Origin of the sequence: Streptomyces chartreusis (genome assembly GCF_008704715.1) — a bacterium.
In the GTDB taxonomy this organism is placed as follows: Bacteria; Actinomycetota; Actinomycetes; order Streptomycetales; family Streptomycetaceae; genus Streptomyces; species Streptomyces chartreusis.
The window spans coordinates 5935772-5959830 of the sequence record NZ_CP023689.1 but is presented as its reverse complement, the minus strand read 5'-3'; the positions used below and the strand labels follow the sequence as shown (position 1 = coordinate 5959830).

General features: G+C 70.6%; 16 protein-coding genes and 1 rRNA gene. 4 read left to right on the top strand and 13 right to left on the bottom strand.

The genetic code is table 11. The features are described 5' to 3' along the window. Window positions 1–47 precede the first annotated feature (47 nt). Both CP983_RS26185 and CP983_RS26175 read right to left on the bottom strand, forming a co-directional pair. Window positions 48–1573 (bottom strand): 16S ribosomal RNA (locus CP983_RS26185). A gap of 558 nt (window positions 1574–2131) precedes the next feature. Next, the gene (locus CP983_RS26175) at window positions 2132–3139 is read right to left on the bottom strand and encodes a stage II sporulation protein M (RefSeq protein WP_150502181.1); all 1008 of its coding nucleotides are present in this window, start codon (window positions 3137–3139) and stop codon (window positions 2132–2134) included. Window positions 3140–3270: 131 nt separating this feature from the next. On the opposite strand from CP983_RS26175, the gene CP983_RS26170 reads away from it, so the two are divergent. Then, window positions 3271–4236, top strand: a complete 966-nt coding sequence (locus CP983_RS26170) for an RDD family protein (protein ID WP_150502179.1) — start codon at window positions 3271–3273, stop codon at window positions 4234–4236. 5 nt (window positions 4237–4241) lie between these two features. Here CP983_RS26170 and CP983_RS26165 read toward each other — a convergent pair whose 3' ends face one another. Both CP983_RS26165 and ahcY read right to left on the bottom strand, forming a co-directional pair. Continuing rightward, window positions 4242–4856, bottom strand: a complete 615-nt coding sequence (locus CP983_RS26165; protein WP_150502177.1) for a hypothetical protein — start codon at window positions 4854–4856, stop codon at window positions 4242–4244. A gap of 263 nt (window positions 4857–5119) precedes the next feature. After that, complete coding sequence (gene ahcY / locus CP983_RS26160; protein WP_150502176.1) at window positions 5120–6577, bottom strand: adenosylhomocysteinase; 1458 nt, start codon at window positions 6575–6577, stop codon at window positions 5120–5122. Window positions 6578–7081: 504 nt separating this feature from the next. Here ahcY and CP983_RS26155 point away from each other — a divergent pair. Both CP983_RS26155 and lepB read left to right on the top strand, forming a co-directional pair. Then, complete coding sequence (locus CP983_RS26155) at window positions 7082–9235, top strand: fructose-specific PTS transporter subunit EIIC (protein WP_150502174.1); 2154 nt, start codon at window positions 7082–7084, stop codon at window positions 9233–9235. A gap of 138 nt (window positions 9236–9373) precedes the next feature. Then, window positions 9374–10060 carry a signal peptidase I gene (gene lepB, locus CP983_RS26150; RefSeq protein ID WP_150502172.1) on the top strand — a complete coding sequence of 229 codons (687 nt, stop codon included), beginning with the start codon at window positions 9374–9376 and terminating at the stop codon, window positions 10058–10060. A gap of 87 nt (window positions 10061–10147) precedes the next feature. On the opposite strand, the gene CP983_RS26145 is transcribed toward lepB, so the two are convergent. The 7 genes from CP983_RS26145 to CP983_RS26115 form a co-directional block, all read right to left on the bottom strand. After that, the gene (locus tag CP983_RS26145) at window positions 10148–11128 is read right to left on the bottom strand and encodes a cation diffusion facilitator family transporter (RefSeq protein WP_107905737.1); all 981 of its coding nucleotides are present in this window, start codon (window positions 11126–11128) and stop codon (window positions 10148–10150) included. 204 nt (window positions 11129–11332) lie between these two features. After that, window positions 11333–12484, bottom strand: a complete 1152-nt coding sequence (gene manA / locus CP983_RS26140; RefSeq protein WP_150502170.1) for a mannose-6-phosphate isomerase, class I — start codon at window positions 12482–12484, stop codon at window positions 11333–11335. Between the two features lie 118 nt (window positions 12485–12602). Next, window positions 12603–13730: an SIS domain-containing protein gene (locus tag CP983_RS26135; RefSeq protein ID WP_150502168.1), complete on the bottom strand. Its 1128-nt coding sequence runs from the start codon at window positions 13728–13730 to the stop codon at window positions 12603–12605. Window positions 13731–13887: 157 nt separating this feature from the next. Beyond that, complete coding sequence (locus CP983_RS26130; protein ID WP_093746251.1) at window positions 13888–14058, bottom strand: Trm112 family protein; 171 nt, start codon at window positions 14056–14058, stop codon at window positions 13888–13890. 320 nt (window positions 14059–14378) lie between these two features. Further along, the gene (locus CP983_RS26125; RefSeq protein WP_150502166.1) at window positions 14379–15743 is read right to left on the bottom strand and encodes a phosphomannomutase/phosphoglucomutase; all 1365 of its coding nucleotides are present in this window, start codon (window positions 15741–15743) and stop codon (window positions 14379–14381) included. A 103-nt stretch (window positions 15744–15846) separates the two neighbouring features. Then, window positions 15847–17463 (bottom strand): L-lactate permease, encoded by a 1617-nt coding sequence (locus CP983_RS26120; protein WP_150502164.1) that lies wholly within the window; start codon window positions 17461–17463, stop codon window positions 15847–15849. 158 nt (window positions 17464–17621) lie between these two features. Beyond that, window positions 17622–18077 (bottom strand): DUF3499 domain-containing protein, encoded by a 456-nt coding sequence (locus tag CP983_RS26115; protein ID WP_167537765.1) that lies wholly within the window; start codon window positions 18075–18077, stop codon window positions 17622–17624. Window positions 18078–18337: 260 nt separating this feature from the next. Here CP983_RS26115 and CP983_RS26110 point away from each other — a divergent pair, with 260 nt between their 5' ends. Further along, entirely contained in the window at window positions 18338–18781 is a 444-nt protein-coding gene (locus CP983_RS26110) for a metallopeptidase family protein (protein ID WP_125528256.1), read from the top strand. 41 nt (window positions 18782–18822) lie between these two features. Here CP983_RS26110 and CP983_RS26105 read toward each other — a convergent pair whose 3' ends face one another. Both CP983_RS26105 and CP983_RS26100 read right to left on the bottom strand, forming a co-directional pair. Further along, the gene (locus CP983_RS26105) at window positions 18823–20364 is read right to left on the bottom strand and encodes a DUF5719 family protein (RefSeq protein WP_150502162.1); all 1542 of its coding nucleotides are present in this window, start codon (window positions 20362–20364) and stop codon (window positions 18823–18825) included. Continuing rightward, entirely contained in the window at window positions 20361–24038 is a 3678-nt protein-coding gene (locus CP983_RS26100; protein WP_150502160.1) for a glycosyltransferase family 2 protein, read from the bottom strand. The genes CP983_RS26105 and CP983_RS26100 overlap by 4 nt, the downstream gene beginning before the upstream one ends. Window positions 24039–24059: the final 21 nt, after the last annotated feature.

Sequence of the window (24059 nt, the reverse complement as noted above, 5' to 3'; positions counted from 1 at the left end):
ATGTACTGGCCTCTGACCAACCGGAGTTGGTGAGAAGTGCTCCTTAGAAAGGAGGTGATCCAGCCGCACCTTCCGGTACGGCTACCTTGTTACGACTTCGTCCCAATCGCCAGTCCCACCTTCGACAGCTCCCTCCCACAAGGGGTTGGGCCACCGGCTTCGGGTGTTACCGACTTTCGTGACGTGACGGGCGGTGTGTACAAGGCCCGGGAACGTATTCACCGCAGCAATGCTGATCTGCGATTACTAGCAACTCCGACTTCATGGGGTCGAGTTGCAGACCCCAATCCGAACTGAGACAGGCTTTTTGAGATTCGCTCCACCTCACGGTATCGCAGCTCATTGTACCTGCCATTGTAGCACGTGTGCAGCCCAAGACATAAGGGGCATGATGACTTGACGTCGTCCCCACCTTCCTCCGAGTTGACCCCGGCGGTCTCCTGTGAGTCCCCATCACCCCGAAGGGCATGCTGGCAACACAGAACAAGGGTTGCGCTCGTTGCGGGACTTAACCCAACATCTCACGACACGAGCTGACGACAGCCATGCACCACCTGTACACCGACCACAAGGGGGGCACTATCTCTAATGCTTTCCGGTGTATGTCAAGCCTTGGTAAGGTTCTTCGCGTTGCGTCGAATTAAGCCACATGCTCCGCTGCTTGTGCGGGCCCCCGTCAATTCCTTTGAGTTTTAGCCTTGCGGCCGTACTCCCCAGGCGGGGAACTTAATGCGTTAGCTGCGGCACCGACGACGTGGAATGTCGCCAACACCTAGTTCCCACCGTTTACGGCGTGGACTACCAGGGTATCTAATCCTGTTCGCTCCCCACGCTTTCGCTCCTCAGCGTCAGTAATGGCCCAGAGATCCGCCTTCGCCACCGGTGTTCCTCCTGATATCTGCGCATTTCACCGCTACACCAGGAATTCCGATCTCCCCTACCACACTCTAGCTAGCCCGTATCGAATGCAGACCCGGGGTTAAGCCCCGGGCTTTCACACCCGACGTGACAAGCCGCCTACGAGCTCTTTACGCCCAATAATTCCGGACAACGCTTGCGCCCTACGTATTACCGCGGCTGCTGGCACGTAGTTAGCCGGCGCTTCTTCTGCAGGTACCGTCACTTTCGCTTCTTCCCTGCTGAAAGAGGTTTACAACCCGAAGGCCGTCATCCCTCACGCGGCGTCGCTGCATCAGGCTTTCGCCCATTGTGCAATATTCCCCACTGCTGCCTCCCGTAGGAGTCTGGGCCGTGTCTCAGTCCCAGTGTGGCCGGTCGCCCTCTCAGGCCGGCTACCCGTCGTCGCCTTGGTGAGCCATTACCTCACCAACAAGCTGATAGGCCGCGGGCTCATCCTTCACCGCCGGAGCTTTTAACCCCCGTCCAGGAGGACAGGAGTGTTATCCGGTATTAGACCCCGTTTCCAGGGCTTGTCCCAGAGTGAAGGGCAGATTGCCCACGTGTTACTCACCCGTTCGCCACTAATCCCCACCGAAGTGGTTCATCGTTCGACTTGCATGTGTTAAGCACGCCGCCAGCGTTCGTCCTGAGCCAGGATCAAACTCTCCGTGAATGTTTACCGGTCATCCGGTGCACACACACGAGAGCGGAACCAGGAGAGGAATAGTCTCCCGGTTCACAGCGTCCTCGCTGTGTTTTTTCAAAGGAACCTCGCCCCAACCGAACGGTTGGAGACGGGGTATCAACATATCTGGCGTTGATTTTTGGCACGCTGTTGAGTTCTCAAGGAACGGACGCTTCCTTTGTACTCACCCTCTCGGGCTTTCCTCCGGGCTTTTCCCTTCGGTCTTGCGTTTCCGACTCTATCAGATCTTTTCCGATCCGATTTCCTCGGCGCTTTCCAGGTTCCCGCTTTCGCGTTTCCCTTTCCGGCGACTCCGACTTTATCAGAAGTTTCGGGCCGGACTGACCGGCCGTTCATTTCCGAAATCATCGGGAGGGGGGCTTCTTGGGAATCGAAGTTCCACTGAAGCAGACAGACACTCACTCTGCCCGATGGGACTATATCCACTTCCAGGCAACTGTTCGAATCTACCTCCCCACTCGCTCCGTGTCAACGGCTCTTGTGGGGCGAAGAGGAGACTAGCAGCTCAGCAGGCGTGCACGCACATCAGGCGGCCGTCGGAACGGCGGCGCTGCGTTCGGCCTCATCGAGGTCGCCCGTGTCGCCGGCGCGGGCGGCACGGCCGCCGAGGACAAAGACGTATGCGAGGAAGGCCAGTTCAGCGACGACGCCGATGGTGATGCGTGCCCAGGTGGGCAGGCCCGACGGGGTGACGAAGCCTTCGATGGCGCCGGAGACGAAGAGGACGAGCGCTAGGCCAATTGCCATGCCGATCGCGGCGCGGCCTTCCTCGGCGAGGGCCGCGCGTCGGGTGCGGGGGCCCGGGTCGATGAGGGTCCAGCCGAGGCGCAGACCAGTGCCGGCGGCTACGAAGACCGCGGTCAGTTCGAGGAGGCCGTGCGGGAGGACGAGGCCGAGGAAGGTGTCCAGGCGTCCGGCTGAGGACATCAGGCCGAAGCCGACACCGAGGTTCAGCATGTTCTGGAAGAGGATCCAGAGGACCGGGAGGCCCAGGAAGACGCCGAGGATCAGGCAGAGGGCGGCTGCCCAGGCGTTGTTCGTCCAGACCTGGGCCGCGAAGGAGGCCGCGGGGTGGCTGGAGTAGTACGTCTCGTACTGGCCGCCGGGGCGGGTGAGCTCGCGTAGTTCGCTGGGGGCCGCGATGGTGGCCTGTACTTCGGAGTGGGTGCCTATCCACCAGCCCAGGAGGGCCGCGACGAAGGTGGACAGGAGCGCCGTAGGTACCCACCAGTGGCGCGCGCGGTAGACCGCGGCGGGGAAGCCGTAGGCCAGGAAGCGGGTGACGTCGCTCCAGGAGGCGCGGCGGGTGCCTGTGACCGCGCTACGCGCGCGTGCCACTAGTTGGCTGAGCCGGCCCGTCAGCTGGGGGTCGGGTGCGCTGGACTGGATCAGGGACAGGTGGGTGGCGGTGCGCTGGTAGAGGACGACGAGTTCGTCGGCCTCGGCGCCGGTCAGTCGGCGCTGGCGCCCGAGCAGGGCGTCGAGGCGGTCCCACTCGGCACGGTGGGCGGTGACGAAGACGTCGAGGTCCATCTGCTTTCCTGCTCCCCGGCTGTTCGTCGGCGACTCGTCGTTGGACGTCAGCTTGTCGTACTGCGGCGCGATGCGCCCTCAGCTTGGCAGACTGGCCATTCCGAGGGCAGGTCAGGGGAAGGACGGTCGGCGTGAGTGAGCTGGTGACGGGCGAGGCGGTGGCGCTGGAGTTGCGCCCTGCGAAGCTGCCCAGCAGGGCGCTGGCGGTACTGCTCGATCTGGCCGTGGCCTTGATCGCCTACCTCGTCGTGACGACGGGCGTCGTGATCGCCACCGCCTCTCTGGACGAGGCCGCGCAGACCGCGCTGTCCATCGCCATGTTCGTGTTGCTGCTGGTCGGCGGGCCGATCGCGGTCGAGACGCTCAGTCATGGGCGTTCACTCGGGAAGTTGGCCTGCGGGCTGCGGGTGGTGCGGGACGACGGCGGGCCGATCCGGTTCCGGCATGCGTTGGTGCGCGGTCTCATCGGTGTGATCGAGATTCTGATGACGCTCGGGGTTGTCGCCGTCATCGCTTCGCTGGTGTCCGCGCGCGGGCGGCGGCTCGGTGACGTGTTCGCCGGAACTCTCGTCGTTCGGGAACGCATCCCCGTGACGCGTACGGGCTTCGTTCCGCCGCCTCCGCCGTGGTTGGCCGGGCGGTTCGCCGGGCTCGACCTGTCGGCGGTGCCCGATGGGCTGTGGCTGGCCATTCGCCAGTACCTGACGCGGATGCAGCAGCTCGATCCGCAGGTTGCCTGGAGCATGGCGGAGCGGCTCGCGACGGACCTCGCGGGGCGCACGGGCGCTCCGGCGCCGCACGACGTGCCGCCGGCCGCCTATCTGGCCGCGGTTCTTCAGGAGCGGCAGGCTCGGGAGGCACGGCGCGCCTTCGGTAATGGGGCGGCTTTGGCTGCGCCGCCGCCACCGGCGCCTGCCGCGTACGGCGGAGGCGTTGCTGCTCCGGTCGGAGTTCCGCATGTGCCCCCGGCCGGGGTTCCGTACGTGCCGCCGGCCGGTGCGGGGCATTCGCCCGTCGCGCCTGACGTCGTACGGCAGCCGGCTCCTCCGGTGCCGCAGGACGAGCCGCCTGCCACGGGCTTCGCTCCTCCCGCCTGAGCGGATCAGGCGAGCGGGGACGGTGGGGATTCCAGGTCCTCCAGCTCGATGCCGGGTGCCGAGAGGACCACGTCGCCGGCGATGTGCACGGCGTGCTGCTCGCCGGTGTCCAGGGCTGTGACCTGGTATTCGTCCACGGTCAGGGGGCCGTTGTCAGTGGCGTGTGTTTGTCTTTCCACCAAGGCCCAGGACTGGTCCACGGTACGGGGGGCGAGGACCGGGTCCGTGAAGGCCACGAGGCGGACACGGGTTGCCGAGCCGGAAGGGGTGAGGCGGAGGAGACGGGTGGTGGCGATGAGGAACGCGGGGGACGTGCCGGTGAAGGCGTGGGCGCGCACATTGCCTTCCGTGGCGTGGACTCCCGTGGGGTCGGTGCGGACCCAGGTGACGCCGTCCAGAGCGGCGCCGCGTACCTGCCAGCCGCCGGCGTGGAGCTCGAGACGGATGGGGCGGCCGAGTTCGTCCAGGGCGAGGTCGACGGAGCCGCTGTGATCGCCCGCGGGGGTGGTCAGCTGGGCGACGTAGCGCCAGCCGGAAGGGCCGGGGGCGCAGTGGAAGTGTTCTTCAGCGAGGGGGGTGTGATCGTGCGGATCGTGGAGCGAATAACGGCCGCGGGGCATCGGGGTCCTGGGGGCTGACGGACGGGCTGGTCCCGGCCACTTCGGCAGATGAGGCTACGTGGGCCGGCCATGCGGGCCAAAGAGGCAGGCCCCCGGCACGGGGGTGCGGGGGCCTGCCTCGGAGGTACTGCCGCTGCGAAGCGGGTCGCGCCGGGTCAGTGGACCGCTGTCGCCGCTGGTTGCCGTACGAGTGTCGTCGTACGGCAACCCGGCTCGGACGGTCCGGCTCGGCGGCGCCGCGGGTCGCGCGGAGCCGGCTCGGCTCAGTAGCGGTAGTGGTCCGACTTGTACGGGCCCTCGACCTCGACGCCGATGTAGGCGGCCTGCTCCGGGCGGAGCGTCGTCAGCTTCACGCCGAGCGAGTCCAGGTGGAGGCGGGCGACCTTCTCGTCCAGGTGCTTGGGCAGCGTGTACACACCGGTCGGGTAGACCTCCGGCTTGGTGAACAGCTCGATCTGCGCCAGCGTCTGGTCGGCGAAGGAGTTGGACATCACGAAGGACGGGTGACCGGTCGCGTTGCCCAGGTTCAGCAGGCGGCCCTCGGACAGGACGATGAGTACCTTGCCGTCGGAGAAGGTCCAGGTGTGGACCTGCGGCTTGACCTCGTCCTTGACGATGCCCGGGAACTTGGCGAGGCCGGCCATGTCGATCTCGTTGTCGAAGTGACCGATGTTGCCGACGATCGCCTGGTGCTTCATCTTGGCCATGTCCGAGGCCATGATGATGTCCTTGTTACCGGTGGTGGTGATGAAGATGTCGGCCTTGTCGACGACCTCGTCGAGGGTCGTGACCTGGTAGCCGTCCATCGCCGCCTGGAGGGCGCAGATCGGGTCGATCTCGGTGATGATCACGCGGGCGCCCTGGCCGCGCAGGGACTCCGCGCAGCCCTTGCCCACGTCGCCGTAGCCGCAGACGACCGCGGTCTTGCCGCCGATCAGGACGTCGGTGGCGCGGTTGATGCCGTCGATGAGCGAGTGGCGGCAGCCGTACTTGTTGTCGAACTTCGACTTGGTGACGGCGTCGTTCACGTTGATCGCCGGGAACAGGAGGTCGCCGTCGCGCTGCATCTCGTACAGGCGGTGGACGCCGGTCGTGGTCTCCTCGGTGACGCCGCGGATCTCGGACGCCAGCTGGGTCCACTTCTGCGAGCCGTCCGTGATGGTGCGGTGCAGGAGTTCGAGGATGACGCGGTGCTCGTCGGACTCGGCGGTGTCCACGTCCGGGACCTTGCCGTCCTTCTCGTACTCGACGCCCTTGTGGACGAGGAGGGTGGCGTCACCGCCGTCGTCCAGGATCATGTTCGGGCCGCCGGTGGGGGTGTTCGGCCAGGTCAGGGCCTGCTCCGTGCACCACCAGTACTCCTCCAGGGTCTCGCCCTTCCAGGCGAAGACCGGGACGCCCTGCGGGTTCTCGGGCGTGCCGTTCGGGCCGACGGCGATCGCCGCGGCGGCGTGGTCCTGGGTGGAGAAGATGTTGCAGGACGCCCAGCGGACCTCGGCGCCGAGGGCGACCAGGGTCTCGATGAGGACGGCGGTCTGCACCGTCATGTGCAGGGAGCCGGTGACGCGGGCGCCGGCGAGCGGCTGGGCCTCGGCGTACTCCTTGCGGATCGCCATCAGGCCGGGCATCTCGTGCTCGGCGAGGGTGATCTCCTTGCGGCCGAACGCGGCCAGGGAGAGGTCGGCGACCTTGAAGTCCTGTCGGTTCTCGACAGTCGTCATTACGAGCTGCTCCTCGGGGTTGGGGCGAGGGTGGGTACGGCTGGTCTGCGCGGCGGCGGACACCGGGGTGCCCGAAGAGGACACAGGCATGCCCGCGTACGCGCAGCGCAGTCCGTCGGAGGCCCTCTCTCCCTCGGCCGGTCCTTGTCGGGACCGCCCGACCGCCATCAGCAGCGACGTCTGGCTCTGTCCCAAGCTACACCGGGACGCCCGGCCGCCCCCAGTCCACCTCCGAACAGATCGAGCCATCAAGGGGTCCAAGGGTGGGTGAGGAGAGGGGCCGCTCGGAGGCGGGCGGCAGGTCAGGTGACGGTCGCGTGCGGGAGCGATAACAGGACACCAACGAACGGTTCACAGGTGGCGGCAGACCGGGACGTTCCGGGAATTCCGGCCCTATGAGCCTGCGGGGAGGTGGGGCAGGATGCCTGGAGATCGGAACATCTGATCGATCTTGCGGGCGCCTGGGACGGCGTTTCCGCACGACAAAGGCGTTAGGAGATCGACGTGACCATTCCGGCCGGCCCTCCCCCCACGGGCGGCGGCGACGGCGAGCAGCAGCGGTTGAGGCTGCTCGCCGTGACCGCGTGCCCGACCGGCATCGCCCACACGTACATGGCGGCTGAAAAGCTCGCGCAGGCCGCCGAGAGCCGCGGCATCGACATGAAGGTGGAGACGCAGGGATCCATCGGGGCTGAAAACGTTCTCGATGACAACGATGTCAAACATGCCGACGGCGTCATCGTCGCCGCGGACAAGGACGTGGACCTGAGCCGTTTCGCGGGCAAGCGGGTGCTGACCGTGGGCGTGGCCGAGGGCATTCGTCACCCGGAGCAGCTGATCGAGCGTGTGATGTCGGCGCCGGTGCACACACCGGGGGGTGCCCCCACGGCCCCCGCGTCCGGCGGCAAGGAACGGAGCGTCGGGTACAAGGCGCTGATGAACGGGGTCAGTTACATGATCCCGTTCGTCGTGGTCGGCGGACTGCTGATCGCGATCTCGCTGTCGCTCGGCGGGCACACGGACCCGTCGGGCGGTCTGGTCATCCCGAAGGACTCCTTCTGGATGGACATCAACAACATCGGCGTCATCGGCTTCACGCTGATGGTGCCGATCCTGTCCGGTTACATCGCGTATGCCATCGGCGACCGGCCCGCGCTCGTGCCCGGCATGGTCGGTGGCTGGATCGCCAACACCGGTGAGCTGTACGACTCCAAGGCGGGCGCCGGGTTCATCGGTGCGATCGTGACCGGGTTCCTCGCCGGGTATCTGGTGTTGTGGATCAAGAAGGTCCCGGTCCCGAAGTTCGCGCGGCCGATCATGCCGATCATCGTGATCCCGATCGTGGCGACCACCGCGCTCGGCATGTTCTTCATCTACGTCATCGGCAAGCCGATCTCCTGGGTGTTCGAGAACCTGACCGACTGGCTCAGCGGAATGACCGGCACGAGCGCGATCCTGCTCGGGGCGATTCTGGGCCTCATGATCGCGTTCGACATGGGCGGGCCGGTCAACAAGACGGCGTTCCTGTTCGGCGCCGGGCTCATCGCGACCGGCAACCAGACGGTCATGGGCATGTGCGCGGCCGCGATCCCGGTCATGCCGCTGGGGCAGGGCCTGGCCACGCTGATACGGAAGCGGCTGTACACCGAGCAGGAGCGGGAGACCGGGCTCGCCTCGCTGTTCATGGGCTGCTTCGGCATCTCCGAGGGCGCGATCCCGTTCGCGGCGGCGCGGCCCGCGCAGGTCATCCCCGCCAACATGCTGGGTGGCGCGGTCGCCGGTGCGATCGCCGGGGTCGCCGGCGTCGAGGACGCGGTGCCGCACGGCGGGCCGATCGTGGCCGTGCTGGGTGCGGTGAGCGGGGTGCCGATGTTCTTCGTGGCGGTGGTGATCGGTTCGGCCGTCACCGCGCTGACCACGGTCGCCCTCGTCGACCTGGCCGAGCGCAGGCGGCGTGGGGAATCGCGCCTCGCGTTGGGCGTGGGTGCGCGTGAGGCCGTGCTGGTGGGGGCCGGGGTCGGTGCGACGGGTGCCGGGGCCGGAACGGGCGCGAGCGGTAGTGCCGGCGTCGGGGGCGTGCCGAAGCAGGCCGGCCCGGCCGAGTCCGCCGGCGCCGCCGTGCCGGGCGACCGTGCCGACGGGGCTGACACAGCCAAGGAGGCCGAATCTGCGGACGAGGCCGAAGGCGACGGCGACTCCGGCGACGTCCTCTCCGGCTATCTCACCGAGCAGACCGTGAAGGTTCGGCTCGGGGCCGCCGACAAGGAGGCCGCGATCCGAGAGATGGCGGAGCTGCTGGGGCGGACCGGGAAGGTCGTGGATCCGGAGGAGCTCGTCGCGACGGCGCTGCGGCGGGAGGCGCAGGGGACGACCGGGCTCGGTGAGGAGATCGCGATTCCGCATGCCAAGACGGATGCGGTGAGTGCGCCGGTCGTCGGTTTCGCGCGGTCCGCGGAGGGCGTCGAGTGGGACTCTCCGGACGGTACGAAGGCGAGGCTCGTGTTCATGATCGCCGTACCGGAGGCGGCCGCGGGTGACGAGCATCTGCGGATTCTGGCGCTGCTGTCGCGGAAGTTGATGAACGCGGAGTTCCGGGAGCGGCTGCTGGCGGCGCCGGACGAGTCGGCCGTGCTCGGCGTGCTGCGCGAGGTCGGTTAGCCGCGTCGAGCGGGTCCGCGCCCAGGGGTTGGGCGCGGACCCGCACCGCCCGTTCACAGAGGCCAGCTACGCTCCCGCCCGCTGAGGGGTCGCAAGGGGACGGGCCCGGTGAGGAGAAGCCGTATGGGGAGGGGTGCAATGTCCGGGGCTGGGCGAAGACTTGGGGTCGCGGCCGTCGTAGTGGGGCTGCTGGGGCTGGTGTTGGGGCTGGGCGGGCTCGCGTATGCGCGGGTCGGTCTCGGTGGCGCCGTGGTGTCGAGCGAGAGCATGACGCCGACGTACGAGCCGGGTGACCGGATCTTCTACGAGCGGACCGACGGGAGCGAGGTGCGGCGCGGTGATGTCGTGCTGCTCTCGGCGCCGGACCGGTACGGCTTCGACGCGCTGGTGGTCAAGCGGGTCATCGGAGTGGGCGGCGACCGCGTGGCCTGCTGCACCGGGACGGGGACGGCCGCGCGCGTCACCGTGAACGGGAAGCCGATCGAGGAGCCGTATCTGAAGGGCGGGGAGGCGAGCGGCGGGTCCGGGATTCCCGCCTACGACGTCCGGGTTCCCGAGGGGCGGCTGTTCCTGCTGGGTGACAACCGGGGGAACGCCCTCGATTCGCGGGCCTTTCTCGACGACCGGGGCGGCAGCTTCGCCGAGTCCGAGATCCGCGGGCGCGCGAGCGACAGCTACGCCGTGCCCGCCCTCATCGGTACGGCGATCATGCTCGGGGTGGTGCTGGTGCTGGTCGCGGTCGGGCTGGGGATCGCTGCCCGGGTCGTACGGCGGCGCGGGCGGGCTCCGGTTCCGGTCGCCCCGAACTGGCACCTGCCTGCCTGACGCCCGAACCCGCGCAGCGCGCCTATGGCACCGCGCAATGACAACGGGGCCCGCCGATCGACTCGGCGGGCCCCGTCACCGTACGGGTCAGTGCTCGGTGCCGTGCTGTGCCGGGCCGCCCGGCGTCGCCTCGCGGTCGGCGCCCTTGGCCGCCTCGGCCTCGCTGTAGATGTCGGGCTCCAGGTAGATGACGCGGGCGATCGGGACGGCCTCGCGGATGCGGGCCTCGGCGGCGTCGATGGCGGCGGCGACCTCGGCGGCCGTGTCGTCGTGCTTCACCGCGATCTTGGCGGCTACCAGGAGTTCCTCGGGGCCGAGGTGGAGCGTGCGCATGTGGATGATGCGGGTGACGACCTCGCCGTCGACGGCGGCGGCCTCGATCTTCTCGACGTCCTCGACGCCCGCCGCCTCACCGAGCAGCAGCGACTTGGTCTCGATGGCCAGGACGACCGCGATCAGGACGAGCAGGATGCCGATGCAGACGGTGCCGATGCCGTCCCAGACGCCGTCGCCGGTGAGCAGGGCGAGGCCGACGCCGCCCAGGGCGAGGACCAGACCGACCAGCGCGCCGAGGTCCTCCAGGAGCACGACGGGCAGCTCGGGGGCCTTGGCGTGGCGGACGAACTCCTTCCACGACTTCCTGCCCCGCAGGACGTTCGACTCCTTGATGGCCGTACGGAAGGAGAAGGACTCGGCGATGATCGCGAAGACGAGGACGCCCACCGGCCAGTACCAGTGCTCGATCTCGTGCGGGTGCTTGATCTTCTCGTAGCCCTCGTAGAGGGCGAACATGCCACCGACGGAGAAGAGGATGATCGAGACGAGGAAGGCGTAGATGTAGCGCTCACGGCCGTAGCCGAAGGGGTGCTGCGGGGTCGCCTCGCGCTGCGCCTTCTTGCCGCCGACCAGCAGCAGGGCCTGGTTGCCGGAGTCCGCGAGCGAGTGCACGCCCTCGGCGAGCATCGACGACGACCCGCTGAACGCGAACGCCACGAACTTCGATGCCGCGATCGCGAGGTTGGCGGCGAGTGCCGCCACGATCGCCCTGGTTCCGCCTGACGCGCTCATGTGTCGCGTTGTCCCTTCGCCTTCGTAGCCTTCGTGGCGTTCGCAGCCCTCGCGGCCTCTCGGCCCGCATGGCTTCGTACGTACGCCGCCCGGGGCGTCGCCGAGGGGAGCCTCGCCCCCGGTCGGCTTTGCCCGTCCTTTGCCGGTGGGCCATTGTTGCAGCCCGGTCCGACGGTGGCGCGCCGGGTCGTGAGATGCCCTCGGTCAGGCGACGACCGTGGCCCGGAAGACCGTACCGGCCCCGGACACTTCGGCCTTTTCGCCCGCCGGTACGAAAACGGAGCGGCCCGGCGTCAGTTCGTGCTCCCCGGCGCGGACGGCTCCGGCCGTGCAGAGCAGGATCTGCGGGGTCGCGCGGGTGAGGTCGTGGGCGGTGGTGCCCTCCGGGAGGACGTACCGGGACAGCCGGAACTCGTCGATCGGGGTCTCGTAGACCTCCTCGCCGTCCGGGGCGGCCTCGGGGCGCAGCACTCCCGCGTCGCCCGCCTCGAAGCGCACGATGCGCAGGAGTTCGGGGACGTCGACGTGCTTGGGGGTCAGGCCGCAGCGCAGGACGTTGTCGGAGTTGGCCATGATCTCCACGCCGAGGCCGTCGAGGTAGGCGTGCGGGATGCCGGCGCCGAGGAACAGGGCCTCGCCGGGCTGGAGTCGGACGTGGTTGAGCAGCATGGCCGCGATGACGCCGGGGTCGCCGGGGTAGTGGTGGGCGATGTCGGCGTACGGGGCGTACTCGCCGCCGAGGCGGGAGCAGGCGGCCGCGGCCGCGGCGACGGTGTGGGCCATCTCGTCCGGGTCGGCGCTGAGGATCGCGGTGAGCACCTCGCGCAGGGCCGCTTCCTCGGGGTGGGCGTGCAGCAGGTCGACGTACGGCTTGAGGGAGTTGACGCCGAGGCCGTCCAGCAGGTCGGCGGTGCGCAGCGGGTCGCGGAAGCCGCACAGGCCGTCGAACTCGGTGAGCGCGCAGATCAGTTCGGGCTTGTGGTTGGCGTCCTTGTAGTTGCGGTGCCCGGCGTCCACGGGGATGCCGCGGGCCTCCTCGTCCGCGTAACCCTCCTTGGCCTGCTGCAGGTTGGGGTGCACCTGGAGGGAGAGCGGCGCGCCGGCGGCGAGGATCTTGAGCAGGAACGGCAGGTGCGGCCCGAACTTCGCGACCGCCGCAGCGCCCAGCTCGCGCTCCGGGCCGGCCTCGATCACCTCGACGAGCGTGCCCCGCCCGGTGCGCGAGGGTGCGCCCGGGTGCGCGCCCATCCACATCTCCGCCTGCGGTTCACCGGTCGGCTCGACGCCGAGGAGCTTCGGGATCGCGGTGGTGGAACCCCAGGCGTAGGGGCGGACGGTGTTGTCGAGGCGGTCCATGCGGTTGTCTGCCTGCTCTCTGCGGGTAGGCGGGTTCTCTTCGGGGAGGACGCCGGTTCGCCTGGTGTACGACTGCCGGTTGCGCCGTCGTACGGCTGTCGGGGCGTCCAGGGACAGATCAGGCCCCCGAGGCGAGCGCCAGGTAAACGGCGGCGAAATCCGTGATGGCGATCAGTTCGGCGAGGGTCTCCAGCTCACCGCCGGGTTCCGGCTCCAGCTCGCTGATCGGTGTGTCGTGGCTGAGGGCGAGGTCGCGGGCGCTGGGCGCTGCGGTGAGGCCGCCGATCGGCCGGTCGCGCAGCAGGACCACGCGCGCGTGCAGGGCCGGTGTCTCCTCGACGCGGTCGCGGAAGAAGTCGTCGGGGTCCGCGCTCGCCGCGAGCCGGCCTGCGAGCAGGGCGCTGTGCGAGGCGAGTGCCTCGGGCAGTTCGGCGACGACGGCGGGGTGGCCGGAGAGCTCGGCGAGCGCGGCGGCGAAACGGCGGCCGGCCGGGCCCGCGGAGACGCCCTCGGTCCAGATCAGCGGGAGCGCGTCGGCGAGTTCGGCGGCGAGGGTCTTGGCGGGGTTGCTGTACGTCGCGATGGCGGGGCCGCAGCGCTCGGCGATGTGGTCGAGGCGGTCGGCGACCTTCTCGACGGCGTCGGGCGGGGCGGTGAGCAGACCGGTGCGGTCCAGGAGCGCGAGGAGCGGTGTGAGCAGGGCCCACAGGACGCCGGGGGCGGAGGCGGCGAGGGACTCGTCCTGCTCGTACGGGGCGGTCGCCATCGGCACGAACAGGCCGTGGTTGCCTTGCGTCGACTCGGTGAGCGGGGTGCCCGCGGGGGCCACGGCGACGACCGTGCAGCCGCGGCGGTAGGCCTGCTCGGCGAGCAGCGACAGGCCGGGTTCGGTGCCGTCGGGGGTGGCGATCAGCAGGAGGTCGACGGAGCCGGCCCAGCCGGGGAGCTCCCAGCGCAGGGCGCCCGCGGCGGGGGCCACGCCGGCCGGTGCCAGCCGGGTGACCGGGCTGGTGGCGCCGGCGAGGGTGCCGAGGAGGTCGGCGACGCAGGTGGCGGCGGCGCCGGGGCCCGCGATGAGGATGGCTCGGGGGCGGCCGTCCGGCTTGAGGTCATGAACGCCGGCCTCTACGGCGTACCGGGCGGCGGTGCGGACGCGGGCGCCGGCTTCGGCCGCGCCGCGCAGCAGGGCACGGCGGTCGGCGTCGGCGAGTGCCTCCGGCGTGTCGAGCAGCGATTCGTCGAGCATGGGCGACGGCCTCCGATCGCCGGGGGTTCTTTGGGGTCTGTCGGGTGGGGCGTGCCTGGTTCGGTACCAGGGCCGTGCCGGGGCGCCTGTGGAGTTCGTGTTCCCCACCACGTGGGGCGGCGGGCCTCGTCGTTACGCGGGGCGGCGGGCCTCGTCGTTACGCGGGGCGGCGGGCCTCGTCCACCAGGAGGACCGGGATGCCGTCGCGGACCGGGTAGGCAAGGCCGCAGTCCTGGCCGGTGCAGATCAGCTCGGCTTCCTGCTCCTTGAGGGAGGCGTGGCAGGCCGGGCAGGCGAGGATCTCCAGGAGGCCGGCTTCCAGCGGCATGGCGGGTCCCTTCTGGGGTGGGGGTCGGTGGTGCGTGCGGGTGTGCGGATGTGCCTGGTCAGCGTACCGCCGGTGGGGGCGGGGTGCCGGGGTTGGGCGGTGTTGTGCGGGGGCCTGGGGTTTTCGCCCCCGCCGCCCCTGCCCGTCCCTTCCTCCAGGGGCGCTGCCCCTTCGGCCCCGGACTGCTTCTGGGGCTGCCGCCCCAGACCCCGCTTCGGCCTGAACGGCCTCGTCCTCAAACGCCGGACGGGCTGAAAAGCTGCTGACCGGCCTCAACGGCGAAGCCCAGCAGGTGGGCGGGCGCCAGGCACACCGTGGGATCAAGCCCTGATGATCGCCAACGCCTCGTCCCGTACCTTTCTCATCGTCTCCTCGTCCCTGGCCTCCGCGTTCAGGCGGAGCAGGGGCTCCGTGTTGGACGGGCGGACGTTGAACCACCAGTCGGGGGCGGTGACCGTGAGGCCGTCGAGGTTGTCCAGGTGGATGTCGTCGCGGCCCTCGTACGCGGCCTTGATCGCGGCGAGGCGGTCCGTCTGGTCGGCGACGGTGGAGTTGATCTCGCCGGAGCCGGCGTAGCGGTCGTACTGGGCGACCAGGCCGGACAGGGGGCCCTCCTGGCCGCCGAGGGCGGCGAGGACGTGGAGGGCGGCCAGCATGCCGGTGTCGGCGTTCCAGAAGTCCTTGAAGTAGTAGTGGGCGGAGTGCTCGCCGCCGAAGATCGCGCCGGACTTCGCCATCTCGGCCTTGATGAAGGAGTGGCCGACACGGGTGCGGACCGGGGTGCCGCCGTTCTCCCGGACGACCTCCGGGACCGACCAGGACGTGATCAGGTTGTGGATGACCGTGCCCTTGCCGCCGTGCTTGGCGAGCTCGCGCGAGGCCACCAGGGCGGTGATGGCGGACGGGGAGACGGGCTCGCCGCGCCCGTCGACGACGAAGCAGCGGTCGGCGTCGCCGTCGAAGGCGATGCCGAGGTCGGCGCCCTCCTCGCGGACCCGCTTCTGGAGGTCGACGATGTTCGCCGGGTCCAGCGGGTTCGCCTCGTGGTTCGGGAAGGTGCCGTCCAGCTCGAAGTACATCGGGACGACGTCCAGCGGGAGGCCGCCGAAGACGGTCGGCACGGTGTGGCCGCCCATGCCGTTGCCCGCGTCGACGACGACCTTCAGGGGGCGGATCAAGGTCAGGTCGACGAGGGAGCGGAGGTGGGCCGCGTAGTCCTCCAACGTGTCACGCCGCGTGATCGTGCCCGTGCGCTCGGCCGGGGCCGGGGCGCCCGACTCCAGCCAGTTCTCGGCCAGTTCGCGGATCTCGGCGAGGCCGGTGTCCTGGCCGACCGGGGCGGCGCCGGCGCGGCACATCTTGATGCCGTTGTACTGGGCCGGGTTGTGCGAGGCCGTGAACATGGCGCCCGGCAGGTTCAGCGCGCCCGAGGCGTAGTAGAGCTGGTCCGTGGAGCACAGGCCGATCTCGGTGACGTCGACGCCCTGGGCCGCGGCACCGCGTGCGAAGGCGCGGGACAGGCCGGGCGAGGAGGGGCGCATGTCGTGGCCGATGACGATCGCGCTCGCGTCCGTCACCCGGACGAAGGCGGCGCCGAAGAGCTCGGCCAGCGACTCGTCCCACTGATCGGGTACGACCCCGCGCACGTCGTACGCCTTCACCAGCTGTGACAGATCAGCAGCCACGGACACCCCTCCTGAAAGTCCTGTCGGTCACCACAAACTACCTGCCGGGACCGACAGTGCGCCGGACGGTCGCCGAGTGGACCCCCAGCCGTAACCTTCAAGGTCAGGGCAGCATCCAGCCCAGTACCGGTGAGCTCTGGCCGACCACGATCAGGCACATCACCAGCAGCAGCCCCAGGCTCCAGGGCAGGACCCGGCGCAGCAGGTCGCCCTCCTTGCCCGCGAGTCCCACGGCCGCGCACGCGATGGTGAGGTTCTGCGGCGAGATCATCTTGCCGAGCACACCTCCTGAACTGTTGGCGGCGGCCAGGAGTTCCGGCGACAGCCCGGACTCCCGCGCGGCCGTCACCTGCAACGCCCCGAACAGCGCGTTGGCCGAGGTGTCCGACCCGGACACGGCCACCCCGAACCAGCCCAGCACCGGCGACAGGAAGGCGAGCCCGGCGCCGGCCGCCGCCACGAAGTGGCCGATGGTGGCGGCCTGCCCGGACAGGTTCATGACGTAGGCGAGCGCGAGCACGGACGTCACGGTCAGGATGGCGAACCGCAGCTCGTGCACGGTGGCGGCCCACTCCTTGACGGCCACGCGCGCGTGGACCCCCAGAACGACCGCCGTGAGCAGCCCGGCGATCAGCACGAGGGTGCCGCCGGTGGACACGATCGGCCAGCTGAAGACATTGCCGCTGACGGCCTCGCCGTCCGGGTTCGCGACGTTCAGGAAGGGCCAGTCGTACGTCTGGGTCGCTCCGGCCAGCCAGTCCTTGACGACCGGGATCTGGGCGATGGAGAAGATCACGACGATCAGCGCGTACGGCGCATACGCCCGCACGACCTCTCCGCGCGGGTCGTCCTCGTCGAGTTCCTCGCTGCGCGACCCGGTCAGCACGGAAGCGCGTACGGCCTCGGTGGCGGGCACACGCGCGTGCGGTACGGCGACCAGGGCGCCCGCGCCGGCCAACGCGGCGCCGATGTCCGCGAGTTGCGCGGAGACGTAGTTCGAGGCGGCGAACTGGGCGACGGCGAAGGCGACTCCGCACGCCATGGCGGGCACCCAGGTCTCCCGCAGCCCGCGCCGGCCGTCCACGAGCCCGACCAGCACGAGCGGCACGACCAGCGCCAGCAAGGGTGTCTGCCGGCCGACCACGGAGGCCACGTCGTCCAGCGGCAGCCCGGTGACCTGGGCGAGCGTCACCACGGGCGTCCCCATCGCACCGAAGGCGACGGGGGCGGTGTTGGCGACCAGGGCGACGACGGCCGCCCGCACCGGCTCGAACCCGAGCGCCACGAGCATGACCGAGCAGATCGCGACAGGCGCCCCGAACCCGGCGAGGGCCTCCAGCAGGGCGCCGAAGCAGAAGGCGACGACGAGCGCCTGGATGCGCGGGTCGTCCGACAGCCGTCCGAACGACCGCCGGAGGATGTCGAAGTGCCGTGTCCGGACCGTCATCCGGTACACCCACAGGGCGTTGACGACGATCCACAGGATGGGGAAGAGCCCGAAGACGGCTCCCTGGACGCCGCTGGAGAGCGTCTGGTCGAGCGGCATGCCGTACGCGAGCCAGGCGACCAGTACGGCCGCCAGAAGCCCGGTGAGCCCCGCGAGATGCGCCTTCATCCGGACCCCGCCCAGCAGGACGAGCACGATCACAAGGGGCAGGGTCGCCACGAGGGCGGACAGCCCCAGCGAGCCTGCTACGGGCTCCAGTTCCTGGATGTACACGGGCACCTCCGGGATTCCGTCATGCGGAAAGCGATTTCTCGTTTCGGCATACGGAATGGTCGTGTCCGCGACAACAGCCCGTCAATGCTTGTGCAGCACTCAACCAAACGAAGGCACCGCGAAGAGGGGGAGGAAAGACAGACGAAGGGAACCGACCGTCAGTTGTCGGGCGAGCGCAGCACCCTGAGATGACCTCGCCGCGCGACCTCCATCGGGTCGGCGCCACGGCCACCGCCGCCGGCGCCGGCCGCCCGCTCCTGCGGACGCGCCGCCTCGCGCACGGCGTTGGCAAGCGCTTCCAGGTCGTCCCCGCTCGGACGGGCCGGAGCGGAGCCGTCCAGCAGCCGTACGACCTCCCACCCACGAGGGGCGGTGAGGCGCTCGGAGTGCTCGGCGCACAGGTCGTAGCAGTGGGGTTCGGCGTAGGTGGCGAGCGGGCCGAGGACCGCGGTCGAGTCGGCGTAGACGTACGTCAGCGTCGCGACGGCGGGACGGCCGCAAGCGGTGCGCGAACAGCGACGTACAGGGCTCACGACGTTGGACGGTACCGCACTCTTGAGCGGGCCGCGACGACTCTCCCCCAGGTCACCCCACCGTGTCGTGTTGTGAGGCATTCCGCGCGCCCCTCTTGCCCCACCCTCCTGACCTGCCCAAAAGCCGCGTTGCGGAATACCGGGCAGCGACAGAACCGGTCACCACTCAACACAAAACCCACATTTACCTCGTCTTCGACGGTCTCGGAGAGATGCCGAATCGAGCCCAAGCTTGGCTGGAATGGTCATCTGCCGACATGCCGTACGGACAGGGGGACGCCGCCCCCGCACCCCGCCGCGATCGGACAGGTACCTGCCGTGAGGACTACCCTTCATCAGTGATGGACACCCCCGTACCGCCCCGTGCCGCAGGCCCCGGGCCCCGCCGCCGTGATCGCCACGGACGGGGCATGCGCGGCCCGATCGCACCACCCCAGGTCCCCCTCGCCGCCAGCCGCGCCGATGTCTTCGCGGACCTGGTACAGGACTCCGTGGAGCGCCTCGAACGCCGCTGGCCGCAACTGACCGACATCGATTTCCTCGTCCTCGAGGTCCCCCGCCTCGACGGCCGGACCTGGAACGACGAGGCGGTCCCCCTGGGCGGCACGATCGCCGCCCGTGAGGGACGCCCCGCGCGCGTGGTCATCTATCGCCGCCCGGTGGAGATCCGCACCAAGGGCCGGGACGAGCGGGCTGCTCTGGTCCACGAGGTGGTCGTGGAGCAGGTGGCGGAGCTGCTGGGACTCACGCCGGAGACGGTCGATCCGCGCTACGGCGAGGACTGACGGCCGCCGGTGCCGGCGCTTCCGCGGCACCGACGGAGCCGTTACTTCTGCAGGACCGACAGGTCCTCGTCCGCCTCGGGCACGGCCACCATCCCCCGGTCGTCCGGCAGCGCCTGCACGGTGAAGGCGGAGACGCCGTCCAGCGACGAGGTCAGCGTGCGGGACGCGTACACCGGCCCGCCCGACACCGTCTCGACCGTGAGGGCGTAGGTGCCCTTGAGGCCGCTCGGGACGGGCACCTCCACCTCCTGGGTGGTACCGGACTTGACCGTGTACGTCTTCGAGACCGCCGAACCGCCCTCGCTGCCCGCGGACGCGGTGACCTTGATCTCCGCCGTGGCGGACGGCGCCGTCACGGAGAGCCTCGTGCCCTTCGCGGTGTTGTCCACCGCCGTCGCGCGCTGGCCGACGGCCCTGCCGGCCGGGATGAACGCCGTCTCCTGCGCGGCGCCCTTCCCGCGCACCACCCGAACCGCCGCGACCACCGGCACGGAGTGGTCCGAGGGCGTCAGCACGAGCGACCCCGGCTCGCCCCGCATCACGTCACCGAGGTCGACCGCGCTGGTCATCCCGCCCTTGACGTGCAGCGTCTCGTTCCCGGCGGGTGTGATCGAGCCCGACGGCGAGGCGAGCCGCACCTTCAGGTCCGCGTCCGCCTCCCCCGGCGCGAACACGACCAGCCGCACGGCCGTGGCGTCCTTCGGGATGCCGGGCAGCACCAGGCTCCCCGTGGGATCGACGGACGCCGCGAGCCAGTCGCCGCCGAGCTTGTCGTCCAGCGCCTGCACCGAGGCGCCCACCCGGCCGCTGCGCACGCTCACGTGCACGGTGACGTTGTCCTGCTTCTCGCTGGTGAGCGTGGACAGGAGTATCGGCTCGCCGGAGTGCGGCTGAACCGTGATCCCCTCCCCCACCGTGGTCTCCAGGGCGCCGTCCTTGCCGTACAGCTCGATGTCGACGACGGCGGCGGAGTCGTCGGGGTTCGTCAGATGCACGTAGTCCGTGCGGTCGGGGGCCGTGCTGGCGCCCGGGAACCAGAACTCGGTGTCCGGAGCGGTGCAGTTGACGCCCTGGAGCCCGCGCCCCGTGCCCGCCGCGACCTGCGTGGTCTGCTGGACGGTCCAACCGGGCGCGAACTTGCCGTCGGCGGTCCCGACCAGCGCCGGCGAGTCGGCCCCGGAGGCGTCCTCGGTCACCGGCTTCCCCGGCTCCTTGGCCGTGAGGACGGGCTTGTCGGCGGCGGTCCTGCCGCCCTTGCCGCCCTTCTCGTCCTTGCCGGCCTTCTCGTCCTTGGCGCCCTTGTCGCCGGCCGCGGCTCCCGACTCCTCGCCCGCGGCCAGCAGTTCCGCCTTGCCGTCGCTCGCCGTTCCCTTGGTGACGGGCGTGAACGAGGTGTACGTCGTCTCGGCGAGGTCCGAACTGCTGGGCGCCGGGCACACCAGACTCGTACGCTCCACCGGCAGCTCGGCCGCCGCCTTCGCGGGGCTCGCGCCGGACGCGTCCGGTGACGTCAGCGCCGCGAACCCGGTGACGGCGGCGAGGGCGCCGACGCCGGCGATGAAGGACAGGGTGGTGCGGTTCACTGCTGGCTCCCGTCGGAACGCTCGCTGCCGTGCTGCTGCTGTTGTTGCTGCTGCTGGTCGTACGTGGCGTCGTAACCCTGCTGGTAGGTCTGGTCGTACGAGGGGTCGTACGCCGCGCCCTGTGCCTGACCGCCGTACGCGTACGGGTCGTACTGGCCGCCCTGGTAGGGGTCCGCCTGGTACCCCTGGTCGTAGGCGCCGCCCGCCGGATACTGCTCGCCGCCCTGACCGCCCTGGTACTGCTCGCCGCCGTAGTTGCCGTACTCGGCGCCCGCGTAGCTGGGCGTGTCCCACTCGCCGTACGGCGTCTGCTGCGGAACGGCCGTGGACGGCTCCTGTGCCGGTGGCGGCGGGAACTCCCCGCCCTGAGCGCCCTCTTCGGCCTCGGCCTGGGCGCGCAGTCGACGGGCCCTGCGGCCCTCGCCCGCCATGGCCTCGGCCGGGACGGGCGTCTCCTCGGGCAGGTCGTCGTCGACGTCACGGCGGCGTCCGGGCAGCGCCATCACGACGAGCACGAGGGCGAGGAAGCCCTGGGCCCACAGCCAGACGGTGTGGCCGATCGGGTCGTCGTAGGTGACGTCGAGCCTGCCGCCGTCGGCGGGCAGTTCGAAGCCCTGGGCCCAGCCGTCGACCGTGGTCGGGGTGAGCTCCTTGCCGTCGAGCGTGGCCGTCCAGCCGTCGTCGACGCTGTCGGCGAGCCGCAGCACCCGCCCGTCGGAGCCGGCCGGGACCGTGGTGTGGATCTCGACGGGCCCGGCGGCGACCGCCTGGGGCTCACCGGCCGCGGTGCCCGAGCCGGACCCCGCGACGATGGCCGCCCGCGACACCTGGCGGTCGATCCGCCACAGCGCGCTGCCGTTCTGCTCGCTCAGCCGCGACAGACCCGGCGTGGCGTCCAGCACGCGCGTGACGTCGCGCGGGGCGCCCTTGTGGACGAGGACGTAGCGCACGGCGAACGCGCCCAGCTGGTCCGCCTGGTCGGCGCCGGAACCGGCGACGAGGTTGGCGACGATCTTGTCGAGCTTGGCGTTCTCCCCGTCGGCCACGGCCAGTTCGGCGTCGCCGAGGCGGGCGCCGGAGCCGCGCACGAGCATGTAGCCGACGTGGGCCGAGGAGTCGCTGTCGAGGACGAGGGTGCGGGCCTGGTCGCGGGTGCCGCTCTCCTCGGCGACGAACGCGGGCACCTGCACGGGATCGCGCCGCTCCAGCGGGCCGTCGGCACCGCGGATCATCCAGCCGGCGGCGACGAGCAGCGGGCCCGCCGCCGCGGTGAAGGCGATCAGCGCGGCGACCGGCTGACGCCAGCCGAAGCTCTGCTCGGCCACGCGCGAGCGTGCCCCGTCGGCGCCGAGCAGGGCGGCGGCCAGCAGGGCGATGCCGTAGACGAGGGTCGCGGGGCCGGCCCAGGTGGAGCCGTTGGACAGGACCGCGAAGAGGAAGCCCAGCAGGGCGACCACCCAGGCGGTCCGGATCCCCAGCTGACGCTCGGAGCGCAGCAGGGCGGCCAGCGCGGCCAGGACGACGCCGATGAGCATCAGTCCGCTGACGGTGCCGGGCCCGCCGGGGCTGGCGCCGAGCAGGTCGAGGGCGGACGCGGCCGAAGCGCCGTACTCCAGACCGGCCTCGCGGAAGAAGCCGAACGGCAACAGCGACAGCGACCAGGGCGCGAGCACCAGCAGGGGCGCACCGAACTGAGCGAGGAAACGCAGTCCGTAGGCGGTGATGTCGGTGCGGCGCACCGCCAGCAGCCCGACGCCGAGGAGCAGCGCGATGGGCCAGATGATCGGCGTGAAGGCCGTGGCGACGGCCAGGAGCAGGGCGTACGCCCAGGTGGCACGCCAGCTGCCGCGCGCTTCGGAGCTGTTCGCCAGGCCACTGGCCGCGATGCCCGCGCGGGCGATCAGCGGCAGCAGGACGGCGAGTACGGCGGTGCCGATGCGGCCGCCGGCGAGGGCGCCGGTGGCGGCGGGCAGGAAGGCGTAGACGACGGCCGCCCAGGCGCGCAGCAGGCGCGACTCGACGAGCGGACGGGAGGCGAAGTACGCGGTGAAGCCGGCCAGCGGCACCGAGCAGACCAGCAGCACGGTCACCGCGAGCCCGGTCGAGCCCAGCAGGGTGGAGGCGAGCATCGCCACCAGCGCGAGGTACGGCGGCGCGGACTGGGTGCCGCCGGCGCCCACCGGATGCCAGGCGTCCAGATAACGGGCCCACATCTCGCCGGATTCGGCCGGGGCGGGCAGCAGGGCGCCGCCCGCGAGCGCGCCGCCGCCGAGGAGCTCGCGGCAGGCGATGAGCGAGACGAACAGCAGCACCAGGAAGAGCACCGGCCCGGGCTTGCGGGCGACGCGCTTGAGGCGTGCGAACTGTTCTATCTCCAGGAAGTCGGCGTCGTCGCCGCCGGGTCCGGACTCGACGGCGCTGCCGTGCCGTCCCGCGCCTGAGGTCACCTCGGGGTCGGAGCGGCCGACGAGGCTGCCCGCGACCTGCTCGACGGTGGCCCGCACGGTCGCGCCGGGCGGCGGGAACAGGGCCCGCATCTCGACCTTGTCGATGACGGGACGCCCGCGCCTGCGCCGCCCGGCGATGATCCGCTCGGGACGCAGCAGGGTGCCCATCAGGCCGCGGATCTCGTCGAGGGCCTGTCCGGGGACCTTGCCGACGAGGTAGGCGAGCGTGCGCACGACGGTGCCGACGACCAGGCGCAGCAGCACCCAGGGCAGCACGGCGGTGCGGGTGTTGACGAGCAGGGTGTAGACGGCGCCGGCCTTGTCGACCTTGTGCGGGGAGGCGGCGGTGCGGCCCACGCAGTCGACGGTGCGGCGCTCGCGGGAGGACGCCTCGGCGTGTCGTACGACCGCCTCGGGGGCGATGAGGACACGGTGCCCGGCGGCGGTGGCGCGCCAGCACAGGTCGACGTCGTCCCGCATGAGGGGCAGTCGCCGGTCGAAGCCGCCGAGTTCCTCGAAGACGTCGCGCCGGACGAGCATGCCGGCGGTGGACACGGACAGCACCGGGCGCACGTGGTCGTGCTGGCCCTGGTCCTGCTCGCGGCGGTCCAGGCCGGTCCAGCGGCGGCCGGAGTTGGCAATGGTGACGCCGACCTCCAGGAGCTGGCGGCGGTCGTACCAGCCGCGCAGTTTCGGGCCGACCACGGCGATGTCGTCGCGCCCCAGCTCGCGCTCGTTCTCCACGACGCGCAGCAGCTGGGCCAGGGCGTCGGGTTCGGGGGCGCAGTCGTCGTGCAGGAGCCACAGCCACTGGACCGGCTCCCCGTGGGGGAGTTCCGGCATGTCGTAGGCGTCGTCGCGCCAGGTGCGCGTGACGGGGTCCCAGCCGCTGGGCCGTTTCAGATACGTCAGCTCGTCCGGGGTGAGGAGGGGCGCGGTGCGGTTGGCCTCCTCGACGGCCTGGCCGAATCCGGTGCGCCGCGCGAGGTGCAGTACGCGGTCGGCGCCGAGGGCGTCGGTGATCAGCTGCGCGGACTGGTCCGCGCTGCCGGTGTCGGCCGCGACGGCGAACTGGACGGGACGCTCCTGGCCGAGCAGCCCGGCGAGCACGTCGGGCAGCCAGCGGGCGCCGTCGTGGGAGACGAGCACTGCTGTCACCACATGGCGCGGGAACTCAGGAGTGGCAGCGGAGTCGTGCTGGGCTGCCGTGTGGCTGTGCACGGACATCGAGGTACGGGCCCCGGTTCG

Excerpts from the sequence above, each read along its gene's own strand:
- CP983_RS26110 (WP_125528256.1), top strand. The coding sequence starts at position 18,338 with ATGGACACCCCCGTACCGCCCCGTGCCGCAGGCCCCGGGCCCCGCCGC.
- ahcY (WP_150502176.1), bottom strand. The coding sequence starts at position 6,577 with ATGACGACTGTCGAGAACCGACAGGACTTCAAGGTCGCCGACCTCTCC.
- CP983_RS26100 (WP_150502160.1), bottom strand. The coding sequence starts at position 24,038 with ATGTCCGTGCACAGCCACACGGCAGCCCAGCACGACTCCGCTGCCACT.
- lepB (WP_150502172.1), top strand. The coding sequence starts at position 9,374 with ATGTCCGGGGCTGGGCGAAGACTTGGGGTCGCGGCCGTCGTAGTGGGG.
- CP983_RS26135 (WP_150502168.1), bottom strand. The coding sequence starts at position 13,730 with ATGCTCGACGAATCGCTGCTCGACACGCCGGAGGCACTCGCCGACGCC.
- CP983_RS26115 (WP_167537765.1), bottom strand. The coding sequence starts at position 18,077 with ATGCCTCACAACACGACACGGTGGGGTGACCTGGGGGAGAGTCGTCGC.
- manA (WP_150502170.1), bottom strand. The coding sequence starts at position 12,484 with ATGGACCGCCTCGACAACACCGTCCGCCCCTACGCCTGGGGTTCCACC.
- CP983_RS26130 (WP_093746251.1), bottom strand. The coding sequence starts at position 14,058 with ATGCCGCTGGAAGCCGGCCTCCTGGAGATCCTCGCCTGCCCGGCCTGC.
- CP983_RS26175 (WP_150502181.1), bottom strand. The coding sequence starts at position 3,139 with ATGGACCTCGACGTCTTCGTCACCGCCCACCGTGCCGAGTGGGACCGC.
- CP983_RS26145 (WP_107905737.1), bottom strand. The coding sequence starts at position 11,128 with ATGAGCGCGTCAGGCGGAACCAGGGCGATCGTGGCGGCACTCGCCGCC.
- CP983_RS26165 (WP_150502177.1), bottom strand. The coding sequence starts at position 4,856 with ATGCCCCGCGGCCGTTATTCGCTCCACGATCCGCACGATCACACCCCC.